Source organism: Methylacidimicrobium sp. AP8 (genome assembly GCF_903064525.1).
Lineage (GTDB): Bacteria > Verrucomicrobiota > Verrucomicrobiia > Methylacidiphilales > Methylacidiphilaceae > Methylacidimicrobium.
Genome location: NZ_LR797830.1, coordinates 1,033,291 through 1,045,504, shown reverse-complemented (window position 1 = coordinate 1,045,504; position 12,214 = coordinate 1,033,291). Strand labels below are relative to the sequence as shown.

Here is a 12,214-nt window from a genome sequence, read left to right as displayed (position 1 = left end):
ACCGGCTACCGGCTTCCCCCGCTCCTTTTGCCCCCTTTTACATCCGTTGCAGCAACGGTTCCACTTCCTCTTTCGTATAGCCGAAATCCTCCGGGAAAAATCTCAGGGCGCTCAGCACGGGGAAGGGCGTCATCCCCCCCAGCCCGCAGAGCGACGCGTTGACCATCACGTCGCAAAGATCGACAAGGAGCTCGGCGGCTCCCGGCTCCTTCTTCCCCGAGAGGATCCGGTCCATGAGCTCCATGCCGCGCGTCGAGCCGATCCGGCAGGGCGTGCACTTTCCGCAGGATTCCCCGGCGCAGTACTCCATCGCGTAGCGCGCCATCCGCCCGAGGTTCACCGTGTCGTCGAAAGCCACGATCCCCCCATGACCGACGATTCCTCGGACCTTCGCCAGCTCCTCGTAATCGAGGGTCACCGAAAAGAGCGAAGGCGGCAGATACGGTCCCAAGGGACCCCCGATCTGGATCGTCTTGAGCGGCCGCCCGCTCGCGGTCCCCCCGCCGTACTCGAAGAGCAGCTCCTCCAGGGTGACCCCGAAAGGCACCTCGACAAGGCCGGGCCTCTTGAGATTTCCCGAGAGCTGCACCGGCAGGGTGCCCTTCGACCGCCCCACCCCGAGCTGCGCGTACGCCTCCGCCCCCTCGGCCAGGATGGCCGGCACCGAGGCGAGCGTGATCACGTTGTTGACCACGGTGGGCTTTTGCCACAGGCCGCGAACGGCGGGCAGCGGCGGGCGCGGGCGAACCATACCCCGCTTCCCTTCGAGGCTTTCGAGGAGCGCGGTCTCCTCGCCGCAGACATAGGCTCCCGCCCCGATATAAAGGTGGAGGTGAAAAGACTTGCCGCTTCCTAGGATATCTTTCCCCAGCAGGCCGCCGGCCTCCGCCTTCTCGAGCGCCTGCTCGAAAATCCGGCGCGCCAGAGGATATTCGGAGCGGAGATAGACGTAGCCTTCGGTCGCTCCGACCGCGAGGCCCGCGATGACCATCCCCTCGATCAGGAGGAAGGGATCCCCCTCGATCACCATCCGGTCGGAAAAGGTGCCGGAGTCTCCCTCGTCAGCGTTGCAAACGATATACTTCTGATCGGCTTCCGCCTGGAGCGTCGTCTTCCACTTGATTCCCGTGGGAAAACCGGCTCCTCCGCGCCCGCGCAATCCCGACTTGGTCACTTCCTCCACGATCTGCCCGGGGGAGAGCGTGAGCGCCCGCGCCAAGCCGGCAAGCCCGCCGTCTTTCCGGTAGGCGTCCAGCGAAAGCGGGTCGTTTTTCCCGACGCGGCGGAAGACCAGCCGCTTCTGCCGGCGCAAGTAGGGGATTTCTTCCGGATCGCCCACGCGCGCGGGATGCTCCCCGCCTTCTAAGAACCCCGCGGCAAAGAGGCTTTCGACCTGCTCTTCGCCGATGGGTCCATAGCCGATGCGCTGCCCGTTCCGCTCCACCTCGACCAGCGGCTCGAGCCAATAGAGGCCGCGCGATCCGTTCCGGATCAGCTCGATGGAGAGCCCCCTCGCGGCCGCTTCGCGCTCGATGGCGCGGGCCACCTCGTCCGCCCCCAGAGCGCATGCCGAATAGTCCCGAGGAACGTAGACCTTCATTCGAGCGCCCCCATTCCCCGGAGAATCCGTTCCACCCTTTGGGCGGTCATCCGGCCGTAGAGCTTGCCGTCGATCGCAATCGAAGGCCCGCAGGCACAATTCCCGAAGCAGTAGGTCGGCAGAAGAGTGACCTCGTTATCCGGAGTGGTCTCGCCGAAATCGATCCGTAACCTCCCCCGCAGCTCTTCGATCAGCTTCCCCGATCCGTTCGCCTGGCACGCCTCGGCTCGGCAGACGGAAACGATGTGCCGTCCCGCCGGCTCGCGCCGGAAGTCGTGGTAGAAGGTGAGCACGCCGTAGACGTCGGCTTGGGAGAGGTTGAAGGCCTGCGCCACCTCGGGGAGACATTCCTTGGGGACGTAGCCGAAACGCTCCTGAATCGCATGAAAGGCGGGGATCAATCCGTTCGCCTGACGAGCAAACTTCTCCAAGATGCTCTCCAGCTCGTTTTTTCTCTCGGCCTTCCCGTTCTCCATCCCGCCTCCGATCCGTCTCTCCTTCCGGTAGTAGATTCCCTTAGTAACCGAGGGTCACCTCGCGCGTTCCTCCTTTACTACTAATCATCCCGCCAGCCGTCGACAATGCGGAATTTGCGTTTTTGCGTTCTTTCCGGCCGCCGGGGAAAGCCGCAAAAAGTCCTTGAGGCCTCTTCGGGGGATCAGTAGGTTGCAGTGTGCAACCGGGAGTGCGTTTTGAGGAGAAAGCGCCTTCCAAACCAGGAGCCTATGCTATTATGAATTGGGTAAAGCCGGAATTTGAAGACATCAGCCTTTGCATGGAGGTCACCGCCTACGTTAACGTAGCGGGCAAGTAATCTCCGCAATGTTTTCGGGAAGAGGGCGATCCGTCCGGGTCGCCCTCTTCCCGGTTTTCTGCTCTCTCCTTTCTCTTGGCTGCGGAGATGCGCTCTCGATGCGCTTGCTCGTTCTTGGCTCCGGAGCGGGCGGCGGAGTTCCGCAGTGGAACTGCCTCTGCCCCCAGTGCCGCCGTGCCCGGGAGGAACGCGACCTTCCCGCGGCGCAAAAGCGTTTTCGGCGCACGCAGGCTTCGATCGCGGTCTCGGAGCCCGGAGAGCGCTGGACCCTTATCAACGCCTCACCCGATCTCTGCTCTCAGTTTGCGCAAGCAGCGGAGCTCGCCCCTCCCGAGGGGGCGCTCCGCGGTTCCCCGCTTGCCGGTGTCGCGCTGACCGACGGACAGCTCGATCACACGACCGGGCTTCTCTTCCTGCGCGAGGGAACGGAGATCCGGATCGCCTGCACCGATCCCGTCTGGAAGAGCCTCAACTCGACCTTCCCGATCGTATCCGTCCTCCGCCATTTCCTCCCTGTCGAGCGTTCCGCGTATCCTGCCGAATTCGGCGGCGTTCGGATCGAAGCTCTCTCCCTCCCCGGCGCCCCGGCACCTTATGAGGCTCCCTCGGAAGAGCCCGGGCAGGTCGTCGCCCTCCGCCTCCTCGGCACGAAGAGCGGGCGGCGTGTTGCCTACGCGCCGGGCCTTCCGGAAATTTCCGACGCCTTCCTCGCCTTCGTCTCGGGCTGCGACGCGCTTTTCGTCGACGGAACTTTCTGGTCGGAGGAGGAGCTCGCGCCGATGAGCGAGGAGCGCCGCCGGTCGATCCGGCGAAGCCACCTGCCCGTTTCCGGCCCGGAAGGCTCGCTTGCCCGGCTCGCGAAGCTGCCTGTCGCAAAGAAGTTCTACATTCACATCAACAACACCAACCCCATGCTTGACCCGGACTCCCCCCAGGCAAAAGAGGTGAGAGAAGCGGGTGTGCAAATTGCCTATGACGGTATGCTTCTCTCCTTCTATCCTACGGACTCATGAGCATGCCCTTTTCTTTCCTGCCGGACACCGAGCCGCCGCTCTCCCCGCCCGACTTCGAGGCGCGGCTGCGCGCGATCGGCCGGAGCAGCTACCATGACAGGCACCCCTTCCACGTCCTCATGAATGAAGGGAAGTGCAGCCGGGAGCAGATCCGCGGCTGGGTGGCCAACCGTTTCTATTACCAAGCCCAGATTCCGATCAAGGACGCCATCATCCTCTCCCTCTGCCCCGACCGGGAGCTGCGCCGGGAATGGATCCGCCGGATCCATGACCATGACGGGACCGGAGAGGATCCCGGCGGGATCGAACGGTGGCTCATGCTCGGGGAAGCGGTCGGCCTTTCCCGGGAAGAGCTCCTCGAGCAGAAACATCTGCTCCCCGGGGTCCGCTTCGCAGTCGACGCCTACGTGAACTTCTGCCGCAGCCACAGCTGGATCGAGGCGATGGCTTCTTCCCTCACCGAGCTCTTCGCCCCGTCGATCCACCAGACCCGGATCGATGCCTTCCCTAAGTTCTACCCTTGGATCCGGGAAGAGGGCCTCCGGTATTTCCGGAAGCGGCTCACCCAAGCTCCGAAGGACGTGAGCTTCACCCTCCGGCTAGTGGTCGATCGCTGCCGGACCCGGGCGGCCCAGGAAGCGGCTCTGGCCGCTCTCCGCTTCAAGTGCGAGCTGCTCTGGTCGATGCTCGACGCCATGTACATGGCCTATGTCCTCCGCATCCAGATGCCCGCCCCGGATGGACCTTAACCGCGCCACCCCCCGTCTGGCTTCCAAGGCTTCCCTGCGTTGGGATGCGGTACGGAAGAAGCCGATCCTTCTCTATCCGGAAGGAGTGCTCATCCTGAACCGGACGGCGGAAGCGATCCTTTCCCTTTGCGACGGCCGGCGGGCCGTTCCGGCGATCGTCTCGGAGCTCGCGAGCCGCTTCGGGGCGGACCCGGTTGCCGTCCAAGCCGACGTGTGGCAGTTTTTAGAAGAGCTTCGCGACCGAGGACTTCTCCTTTTCGCAGCGCCGCAGGAAGGGCAAACGTAATGCGGATCCCGAATGAGCCTTCCGGCAAAGATCGTCCGGCCGCCCGGGGGGAGGTCCGTGCTTTAGACCTGGGCTATCCGTTCTCGCTCCTTTGCGAGCTGACCTTCCGGTGCCCGCTCCAATGCCCCTACTGCAGCAACCCGCTCGGCTTCGCCCGCACCTTGGGAAACGAGCTGGAAACCGCGGAGTGGCGGCGCGTCCTGGAGGAAGCGGCGGGCCTCGGCGTCCTGCAGGCGCACTTCTCCGGGGGAGAGCCGCTCTTGCGGAAGGATCTGCCGGAGCTGGTCGCGACGGCCCATTCCCTCGGACTCTACACGAATCTGAGCACAGGCGGCACCCTCTTGAGCCCCGAGCTTGCCCGCCGGCTCAAGGCGGCCGGGTTGGGAGGCTTCCAGCTGAGCATCCAGGACAGCCGCGCCGAGAGCGCGGAATGGATCGCCGGCATGCGCGGCAGCTTCGCCAAGAAGGCGGAGGCCGCCCGCCTGGCGCGAGACGCCGGCCTGCCGCTCGGAATCAACGCGGTCCTCCATCGGCAGAACATCGACCGCATCGAAGAGATCATCGCCCTCGCCGAGGCTTGGGGGGCCGAGCGGCTCGAGCTGGCAAACAGCCAATATAACGGCTGGGCGCTCCATAACCGCCGCTGGCTCCTGCCGACCCGCGCTCAAGTCGAACGCGCCTCCCGGGCTGCCGAGGCCGCGCGGGCGCGGCTGCGCGGCAAAATGGAGATCCTCTTCGTGATCCCCGACTATTACGCCACCTATCCCAAGGCCTGCCTCCACGGTTGGGGACGAGCCTTCCTCACGGTGTCCGCCGACGGGCTGGCCCTGCCCTGCCAGGCGGCCCGGGAGATCACCCGCCTTTCGTTCCCGAACGTCCGGAAGGAGAGCCTCCGGGATATCTGGTTCCACTCCGAGGCCTTCAACCGATTCCGCGGGACCGATTGGCTGCCGGAACCTTGCCGGAGCTGCCCGCGCAGGGAGATCGACTTCGGAGGATGCCGCTGCCAAGCCTTCCTGCTCACCCAGGATGCGGGCGCAACCGACCCGGCATGCATCCTCTCGCCCCATCATCACCGGATCGAGGAGGCCCTTTTGGAAGCGGAGAACCGGGAAGCGGTCTCTTGGCGCTACCGGAATCCGACCGAATCGAAGCGGCTTTCCGAACGAGCGCAGCCGCAGGCACACCCTCCCGCGCACTCGCCGCGAACCACTTAGCGGTTGCCGGAGCGCAGGACGAAGCCGTAGCCGCGCATCGTGTGGAGAAGCTTGATCGGGCGGCCGCAGTCGATCTTCTTGCGCAGGCTGGCCATATGGACACGGACCACGTTGCTGATCGTCTTGGCCCGCTCCGGCTGGTGCCAGACGTCTGTGGCCAAGGCCTCGAAGCTCACCGCCTTGCCTTGATTGCGAAGCAGATACTCAAGAATCCCGAACTCCCGGGGCGTGAGCGCGATCTCCCGCCCCGCGCGGAAGACCCTGCGGGCCGAAAGATCGACTTCCAGATCCTCCACCGACCGCACCCAAGGGGGCGCGCTCGACCTTCGCCGCAGCAGCGCCTTGAGACGGGCGGAGAGTTCCGCCGCTACGGACGGCTTCGGCAGGATATCGTCCGCCCCCTTTTCGTAAGCGCGGATCCGGGACTGGGAATCGGCTTCCTCGCCTAGAAGCAGAATCGGGGTGGTGATGTTCCGCTTGCGGAGCACCTCGATCACCTCGAGAACCGGGCGGCCCGGAAGCTTCGCGTCAAGAAGCGCGGCGGCAAACTCCCCGAAATTGAGCTCCAGAAACACTTCCTCGGACGTCGCCGCCCGGCTCCAGGCAAACCCTTTGGCTTCCAGCTCCGCTTCGATTGTGGCGGCTACCTTCGCATCGGGTTCGGCGAGAAGAATTTGTATCTTCTCCGCCTGTGCACGCTTCTGCCGCTCTTCCCTCATGCGCCTCGTCCCCCCTTTGGGGACGCGCCGACTCAAGCGAACGACTTCCACCACGGGATCCGGCGGTTACCCTGCTTACTCTTTTCCGAGAGTCTCTTTCGGACCGCTTTCGGAAGACGCCCTCTTCTTCTTCCCGTGCGACTTACCGGCTTGCTGCTTGGCCAGCTCCTCCTTCGTATACGCATGGCCGGAAGGCCCGACCGTGAGCCTCGGCCCGTTGGTCGACTCGAGCACGCGCGCCGGACTCGATCCCGCGCTGAGCCCGAGCAAACAAACGAGACAAAAAGCAAGCAGCCATCCCGATGACAATCTCTTTTCTCCAAGCCTCATAGCTTTCTCAGCCTTTCTTTAATGTTAACGTACAAGTACCACTGCTCCGCTCCCGCGGTCCGGTCAAGTATTTCTTGCAATAAAAGCCGGGCTGCCGGCGGGCCTCCGGCGGTCCGTTCCCGCCAAGAAACCCCGCCGTCAATCCGGTTATCCGCGAAAGCGGATGCCGCGCGGAGGAGCGGCGCGGCCGGGCTTCCGCTCAGCCGAACTTGAAGAGGACGCCGAAACCGCCCCGCGGATACTCCCAATCGACGTTGCGGAATTCGCTGCAGATGATCCGGCAGGTTCCGCATTCGAGGCAACCGTCGGTCAGGAGCGTGACCTCACCGGCGGATCCCAGCGTATAGCAGCCCGCCGGGCAGCAGGAGGCGCACGATTTTTCCGTGCAGCGGACCCGACAGACCTCCGGGTTGCGGATGCGGATATGGGGCCGTCCCGCGTCGAGGCGATACCGGTTTTGATAGAGTTTTTCTTCGACCGGATTCATCGGAATGCCCTCCAGAGCTTCACCGCGTCGGAGAAAAGGCCGCCGTAGGAACGGTGTTTCCGAAAGCTTCGGGTCACCTCCTTCTCTTTCGAGCGCTTATCCACTCCATCCACCCGGAGCAGCGTTTCCGCCGCTCGATTGACGAGCTCCGGATAGGTCGTGAGAAAGTGGCGGTTCCGATCGAGCACCTCGTGGACATGCTGATACTTCCGCAGGTCTTTCATCACGAAGCTCTGGTCGAGCCGCTGGCGATAGCGGCGCAAGTTGCGCTCGATCAGCGGTTGCTTGGCTAGCCTGAGCTCGATGACGGTCTCTGCGGCGATCCTCCCCGTCTCCATCGCCAAGTTCGATCCCTCCCGGTGGACCGAGTTCACGAACATCCCGGCGTCTCCCACGATCAGCCAACCGTCGCCGAAGAGCTTCGGGATTGCCTTGTAGCCGCCTTCCGGGATGAGATGCGCGGTGTATTCCTTCATCTCCCCGTCGCGCAAGAAAGAACGTAGGGCCGGATGCTCTTTCAGCCGCTCGAGCAGCACATACGGCGGGATCTTCTCCCGGCGGAAATCGGAGAGAAGGCAGCCGATCCCGACCGCAAGCGATTCCTTATTCGTGTAGAGAAAGGCCGTCCCCACCATCCCTTGGGTAATCTTCCCGACCATCTCGATCGCCACGCCTTCCTCGCCGGAAAGCCCGAAGCGCTCCTCCAGAACTTCCTGGGGATAGAAGAGGATCTCCTTCACCGCGAGCGCGACTTCTCCCGCCCGGAGTTCCGGGCGAATCCCGGCTTTCCGAGCCAGCAGGGAGTTGACACCGTCGGCCAGGATCACGACATCGGCATACACATCGCCTTCCTCCCGGTCGGTCCGTACCCCCACCACCCGTCGGCCCTCGCGAAGCAGATCGAGGACGGTGGTTTCGCAGATCAGGAGAACACCCTCGTCTTGGGCCTTCTTGGCAAACCACTTGTCGAACTGCGCCCGAAGGATCGTGTATCGGTCCGGCTCTCTCTCCTCCGAGGCCGGCGAGCGGAAGGCGGTGCCGATATAAGACCGATCGTCGAGAATCCAGAGCCGCTGCTCGACTAGGTGGCGCTCAAGCGGGGCCTCTTCGCGAAAATTCGGGACCAGCTTCTGGAGCGAGTCGGCGTAAAGAATCGCTCCCTGTACGTTCTTCGAGCCCGGGTATTCCCCGCGTTCGATCTGGAGGACCTTCCATCCCGCTCGCGCCAAGGTGAGCGCGGCGGCGGTTCCCGAAGGCCCGGCGCCGACAACGATCGCATCGAACCGTTCTTTCACGACGAAGCCCCCAGTGCCACTGCAGTCCTTTTTCCCGAACCAGGGTGCCCGCGCACGGCCCGCGTCAGGAGGGGAAGGAAGACGAGCGCGTCCCCGACGATCCCGTAATGGGCCACTTCGAAAATCGGGGCATCGGGATCGGTGTTGATCGCGACGATGAGGTCCGAGCTTTCCATGCCGACCCGATGCTGGATCGCTCCCGAGATGCCCGCTGCAATATACAGCTTCGGCCGCACCGTCTTGCCCGTCTGGCCGATCTGCCTATGGGGCTCGATCCATCCCGCGTGCACGGCCGCCCGCGTCGCTCCCACTTCGCCCCCTAAGGCTCCGGCCAGCTCGCGCAGGAGGGCGAAGTTGGCCGCCTTCTGCAGCCCTTTGCCTCCGGCCACGATCACCTCGGCCAGGGCTAGATCACTCTGGTCGCCGCCGCAGTGCGGGAGAAACTCGAGCAGCTTCGTCACGACCTCCTCTTCCCGAAGGTCGATCGGTTCGTTTCGAATTTCCCCGGTTCTGCGGCCGTCTTTCGCAGGCAGGGGAAGCACCCGCGGCCGCACCGTAGCCATCTGGGGCCGGTAGTTGAGGGTCAGGATCGTACAGAGGAGGTTGCCCCCGAAGGTGGGTCGTGTCGCGGCCAGGGCACGGCTCTCCCGATCGATGGCCAGCTCCGTGCAATCTGCGGTCAGGCCCGTCTCGAGCGTCGTGGCGACGGTGCTCGCCAGATCCCGCCCGAGAGAGGTGGCCCCTAGCAGCAGGATTTCCGGCTTGTAGGTGCGGACCAGCCCGCAGAGGAGCTTGGCGTAAGGCTCATTCCGATATCCGGCGAGCACCGGATGCGCGACCGCGAAGACCCGATCGGCCCCATAGGCGATGGCATCCCGGGAATCGGCGTCGATCGATTCGGAAGGAGCTCCCGCCACCACCGCGCCCACCTCCGTTCCGAGCTGATCGGCGAGCTTCCTGGCCGCGCCCAGAAGCTCCCAGGAGACCGGATGGACCCCTTGGGCATCCCTTTCGACAAAGACCCAGACTCCACGATACTCCGCTAGTCGCGGATCCAAGGTCGCCTGCCTCCGTGCGCCTCCCTTCCTCTCTGCCGGTTTACCCTCCGCTTCGCTCATTCGGAACTTCCCTCCTTCCCCTCCCCTTCGTCCGCGACGCCGAAGCATTTCGCCGCGAGCCCCGGCTGACGGGAGAGAACCTTTTCCCAAAGCAACGCCGCCGCCTTCGCAGGCTCCTCCGCATCCAACTCGAGGCATTCCGCCCTTTCCGCGCGGCGGGCGGGCGCGAACACCTTTCCCACCACCGTAGGCGATCCCTTTAGGCCGATCTTCCTCACGTCCTCGATGCCGGCCGCCTTCCGGTCCCAGACCCGAATCGGCTGCCGGGCCGCTCGGATCATCTCGGGCAGCGAAGCAAACCGGGGCTCTCCCGTCCCCTCCAAGACGGTGATCAGGCACGGTAACCGGCTGCGCAGCACCTGGACTCCCTTTTCGGTCCAACGGTGGACTACGATGCTCCCGCGATTCCTATCCAGAACCGAAATCCGGCAGACATAGCTGAGGAGCCGCATCCCGAGCCTCGTGGCGACGCCGGGTCCGACCTGGCCGGTATCTCCGTCGACCGTCTGCTTGCCGGTGAAGACCAGGTCCACCGGCCGTTCTTCGGAGAGCCGCCGGATGGCCGAGGCCAGCGCAAACGAAGTGGCCAGCGTGTCCGACCCGGCAAACGCTCGGTCGGACACCAGAACCCCTTCGTCCGCTCCGAGAGAGAGGGCCTTGCGCAGCACCGCTTCCGCCTGCGGCGGTCCCATGCAGAGCGCGACGATCCGGCCGCCCAGCCGATCCTTGATCCGGAGAGCCTCTTCCAACGCGAAGAGATCGTAGGGGTTGAGCACGGCGGGAACTCCCTGGCGCATGATGGTTCCGGTCACCGAATGCACCCGGATCTGGGCGCTATCCGGCACCTGTTTCACACAAACCACCATTTCAGGGCCCCTCATGCTCCGTCCCCTCCCGAAGGGAGCCGACTCCCCGGCACCGTCGGCGCCCCCCCCGGCACCGGCTTCCCGCGCAGCGAGGAGCGCAGGTCCTCGATTGCGACGGCGGCGGTCATCGGCTTCTTTTCCGGAGGGGGCCGCTGAAACACCGCGAAAACTTTTTCCTGCAGCGCGGTCGAGTGGACGAAATCTTGGTAGGCCGCTTCGAGCAGCCCCCGGTAGAAGACGCGAAGCTGAGCCTGGTGCCGCTCCTTCGGAGCCTCGGCCGAGAGCAGGTACTTCTGGAAGCGCTTGAGAATGTGGAGCCGGTTGACGCGAACGACCTGAGGATCGTAGGGAAGCTCCAGATAGTCGAAAAACTCCTCTGCCGCCGAAAGGCGGCTCAAGTCGGCGAGAATCGGATCGATCATCGGAATCCTCTGCCGACTGGAGCAGCAGGCCGCGTGCCAACCTTTCCCTTTTTTCGAGCTTCCGCCGGCCCGCTTCGCTCCTGAGGTTGCCCGGCAAAGGAGGCGGGGAAGCGCCCGCGAGGTGGGTAGTTCTGTGGTCTTCCGGCCAAACGCACCCGATTCTGGTCGCTTTTACGACAAATTCGGATTTGCGGCGGGAGGCGAGGCGAAGAGGCGGTCGCAGATCTCGCCTAGGGAAAACGGGATCCGCTCGATCCGCATCTCCTGCACGAAGCGCTCCTCGTTGCGGGTGATCTCGCCTGGTAGGACCGCCCAATGGCGATCCGACGACCTCTTGAGGATCTGCCGGGTATAGATCCGCTCCGCCTGGGTCGCAAAGCGGCACCCGAGGAAGAGGAAGTGTCGACCCCGGCGCCTCTCCTGCACGACCCCCGGGATCGGCGTCTGGATATCGATCTCGGTGAACACCTCCACCAAGTCGGAATCCGAGACGACGAAATTCCCGGCGGGACTGACCGAGCCCAGCGGCTTGTACAGAACCGTCCCCCATCGGCTCGCCTCCTCCGGGGCCGCCTCCTCGCCGTCCGGCCGATAGGCTCGCGTCCAGCTGCCGGGATGTTCGGCTTGGCTCACCCCTTGAATCTCCCCCCAATCCGAGCGCCCTTGGAATGCCGAGCGGAGGGCTCCGTCATACCAGACATCGACGACCAGGGGTAGCGGAGCTAGGCCGGCCAGCCGTTCATGGAGAACGAGCTTGGGGCTCGGGACCGAAAAAGTATCCAGAAGGAGCTTCCGTAGGGTCTTGCGATGCTTCTGGCTTTCGATATATTGGGCCGCCGCCGAGAGGATCTTCCTCGCCCGACCTGGGACGGCCACTCGACGGGCGAGGCTCTCGGCCAGGCTTTCGGCGTCCGTCGGGAACGGAGGGGTGTTGCCGCCCTCTCCGCTCCAGATCCCGGGCCCCAAATAGGGAACGAGCTTCCCCTCCTCGAGGCATCTGGTGATTTCGCTCTCGGCGCCGCTCATGCTCCGGCTCCTTTCTCCGCTTCTCCCTGGGTCTCCCCCTCGGGCTCCGGCACCCGCAACGCATCGAGCTCGGCCCGCGGCAGGCGGAAGATGCCCCGCCCGCCGGCCAACGCTTGGAACCGGTCGCCGGCTTTCTTCCAGAGCCGGCCGAACCAGGCCTGCGCGGAAAGCCCGCGCGGTCTCTCCCCGATCTCCTGCACCGACCCGTCGTTGGCGAAACGGACATGGATGACTACCAACTCTTCGTTCATTGGCTCTCCTCTTGTTTCCGG

The 12,214-nt window shown here is 64.5% G+C and carries 15 protein-coding genes; 5 read left to right on the top strand and 10 right to left on the bottom strand.

Annotated elements, in window-relative coordinates:
- Positions 1-37: 37 nt before the first annotated feature.
- Both MTHMO_RS04740 and MTHMO_RS04735 read right to left on the bottom strand, forming a co-directional pair.
- Positions 38-1,600, bottom strand: coding sequence for an NADH-quinone oxidoreductase subunit NuoF (locus MTHMO_RS04740; protein WP_202213756.1), 1,563 nt, complete (start codon positions 1,598-1,600; stop codon positions 38-40).
- The gene (locus MTHMO_RS04735) at positions 1,597-2,076 is read right to left on the bottom strand and encodes a formate dehydrogenase subunit gamma (RefSeq protein ID WP_202213755.1); all 480 of its coding nucleotides are present in this window, start codon (positions 2,074-2,076) and stop codon (positions 1,597-1,599) included. The genes MTHMO_RS04740 and MTHMO_RS04735 overlap by 4 nt, the downstream gene beginning before the upstream one ends.
- A 257-nt stretch (positions 2,077-2,333) precedes the next feature.
- On the opposite strand from MTHMO_RS04735, the gene pqqA reads away from it, so the two are divergent.
- Genes pqqA through pqqE form a run of 5 tightly spaced genes read left to right on the top strand, consistent with a single transcriptional unit; the run spans position 2,334 to position 5,679 of the window.
- Positions 2,334-2,414, top strand: a complete 81-nt coding sequence (gene pqqA, locus MTHMO_RS11230; protein WP_370568359.1) for a pyrroloquinoline quinone precursor peptide PqqA — start codon at positions 2,334-2,336, stop codon at positions 2,412-2,414.
- A gap of 8 nt (positions 2,415-2,422) precedes the next feature.
- A complete protein-coding gene (locus tag MTHMO_RS04725; protein WP_237394770.1) occupies positions 2,423-3,427 on the top strand; it encodes a pyrroloquinoline quinone biosynthesis protein PqqB in 1,005 nt (334 codons plus the stop codon).
- The gene (pqqC, locus tag MTHMO_RS04720; protein WP_202213753.1) at positions 3,424-4,176 is read left to right on the top strand and encodes a pyrroloquinoline-quinone synthase PqqC; all 753 of its coding nucleotides are present in this window, start codon (positions 3,424-3,426) and stop codon (positions 4,174-4,176) included. The genes MTHMO_RS04725 and pqqC overlap by 4 nt, the downstream gene beginning before the upstream one ends.
- Complete coding sequence (pqqD, locus tag MTHMO_RS04715; protein WP_202213752.1) at positions 4,166-4,462, top strand: pyrroloquinoline quinone biosynthesis peptide chaperone PqqD; 297 nt, start codon at positions 4,166-4,168, stop codon at positions 4,460-4,462. Before pqqC ends, pqqD begins: the two co-directional genes overlap by 11 nt.
- Complete coding sequence (gene pqqE / locus MTHMO_RS04710) at positions 4,462-5,679, top strand: pyrroloquinoline quinone biosynthesis protein PqqE (RefSeq protein ID WP_202213751.1); 1,218 nt, start codon at positions 4,462-4,464, stop codon at positions 5,677-5,679. Before pqqD ends, pqqE begins: the two co-directional genes overlap by 1 nt.
- Here the strand turns inward: pqqE and MTHMO_RS04705 are convergent.
- The 8 genes from MTHMO_RS04705 to MTHMO_RS04670 form a co-directional block, all read right to left on the bottom strand.
- Positions 5,676-6,398 carry a response regulator transcription factor gene (locus MTHMO_RS04705; RefSeq protein ID WP_202213750.1) on the bottom strand — a complete coding sequence of 241 codons (723 nt, stop codon included), beginning with the start codon at positions 6,396-6,398 and terminating at the stop codon, positions 5,676-5,678. The two genes, pqqE and MTHMO_RS04705, sit on opposite strands and share 4 nt — an antisense overlap.
- A 529-nt stretch (positions 6,399-6,927) precedes the next feature.
- Positions 6,928-7,215, bottom strand: coding sequence for a ferredoxin family protein (locus MTHMO_RS04700; protein WP_202213749.1), 288 nt, complete (start codon positions 7,213-7,215; stop codon positions 6,928-6,930).
- On the bottom strand, positions 7,212-8,510 hold the full coding sequence (locus MTHMO_RS04695) for an FAD-dependent oxidoreductase (RefSeq protein ID WP_202213748.1): 1,299 nt from the start codon (positions 8,508-8,510) through the stop codon (positions 7,212-7,214). Before MTHMO_RS04695 ends, MTHMO_RS04700 begins: the two co-directional genes overlap by 4 nt.
- Positions 8,507-9,628, bottom strand: a complete 1,122-nt coding sequence (locus tag MTHMO_RS04690; RefSeq protein ID WP_202213747.1) for an electron transfer flavoprotein subunit alpha/FixB family protein — start codon at positions 9,626-9,628, stop codon at positions 8,507-8,509. The genes MTHMO_RS04695 and MTHMO_RS04690 overlap by 4 nt, the downstream gene beginning before the upstream one ends.
- Positions 9,625-10,509 carry an electron transfer flavoprotein subunit beta/FixA family protein gene (locus tag MTHMO_RS04685; protein WP_237394769.1) on the bottom strand — a complete coding sequence of 295 codons (885 nt, stop codon included), beginning with the start codon at positions 10,507-10,509 and terminating at the stop codon, positions 9,625-9,627. Before MTHMO_RS04685 ends, MTHMO_RS04690 begins: the two co-directional genes overlap by 4 nt.
- Positions 10,506-10,916, bottom strand: coding sequence for a nitrogenase-stabilizing/protective protein NifW (gene nifW, locus MTHMO_RS04680; RefSeq protein ID WP_202213746.1), 411 nt, complete (start codon positions 10,914-10,916; stop codon positions 10,506-10,508). Before nifW ends, MTHMO_RS04685 begins: the two co-directional genes overlap by 4 nt.
- A 171-nt stretch (positions 10,917-11,087) precedes the next feature.
- A complete protein-coding gene (locus MTHMO_RS04675) occupies positions 11,088-11,942 on the bottom strand; it encodes an SIR2 family protein (protein ID WP_202213745.1) in 855 nt (284 codons plus the stop codon).
- Entirely contained in the window at positions 11,939-12,193 is a 255-nt protein-coding gene (locus MTHMO_RS04670) for a hypothetical protein (RefSeq protein WP_202213744.1), read from the bottom strand. The genes MTHMO_RS04675 and MTHMO_RS04670 overlap by 4 nt, the downstream gene beginning before the upstream one ends.
- Positions 12,194-12,214 lie beyond the last annotated feature (21 nt).

Bases quoted from the DNA above. Each gene is read 5' to 3' on its own strand.
- MTHMO_RS04740 (WP_202213756.1), bottom strand. From the start codon at position 1,600: ATGAAGGTCTACGTTCCTCGGGACTATTCGGCATGCGCTCTGGGGGCG.
- MTHMO_RS04735 (WP_202213755.1), bottom strand. From the start codon at position 2,076: ATGGAGAACGGGAAGGCCGAGAGAAAAAACGAGCTGGAGAGCATCTTG.
- pqqA (WP_370568359.1), top strand. From the start codon at position 2,334: ATGAATTGGGTAAAGCCGGAATTTGAAGACATCAGCCTTTGCATGGAG.
- MTHMO_RS04725 (WP_237394770.1), top strand. From the start codon at position 2,423: ATGTTTTCGGGAAGAGGGCGATCCGTCCGGGTCGCCCTCTTCCCGGTT.
- pqqC (WP_202213753.1), top strand. From the start codon at position 3,424: ATGAGCATGCCCTTTTCTTTCCTGCCGGACACCGAGCCGCCGCTCTCC.
- pqqD (WP_202213752.1), top strand. From the start codon at position 4,166: ATGGACCTTAACCGCGCCACCCCCCGTCTGGCTTCCAAGGCTTCCCTG.
- pqqE (WP_202213751.1), top strand. From the start codon at position 4,462: ATGCGGATCCCGAATGAGCCTTCCGGCAAAGATCGTCCGGCCGCCCGG.
- MTHMO_RS04705 (WP_202213750.1), bottom strand. From the start codon at position 6,398: ATGAGGGAAGAGCGGCAGAAGCGTGCACAGGCGGAGAAGATACAAATT.
- MTHMO_RS04700 (WP_202213749.1), bottom strand. From the start codon at position 7,215: ATGAATCCGGTCGAAGAAAAACTCTATCAAAACCGGTATCGCCTCGAC.
- MTHMO_RS04690 (WP_202213747.1), bottom strand. From the start codon at position 9,628: ATGAGCGAAGCGGAGGGTAAACCGGCAGAGAGGAAGGGAGGCGCACGG.
- MTHMO_RS04685 (WP_237394769.1), bottom strand. From the start codon at position 10,509: ATGAGGGGCCCTGAAATGGTGGTTTGTGTGAAACAGGTGCCGGATAGC.
- nifW (WP_202213746.1), bottom strand. From the start codon at position 10,916: ATGATCGATCCGATTCTCGCCGACTTGAGCCGCCTTTCGGCGGCAGAG.
- MTHMO_RS04675 (WP_202213745.1), bottom strand. From the start codon at position 11,942: ATGAGCGGCGCCGAGAGCGAAATCACCAGATGCCTCGAGGAGGGGAAG.
- MTHMO_RS04670 (WP_202213744.1), bottom strand. From the start codon at position 12,193: ATGAACGAAGAGTTGGTAGTCATCCATGTCCGTTTCGCCAACGACGGG.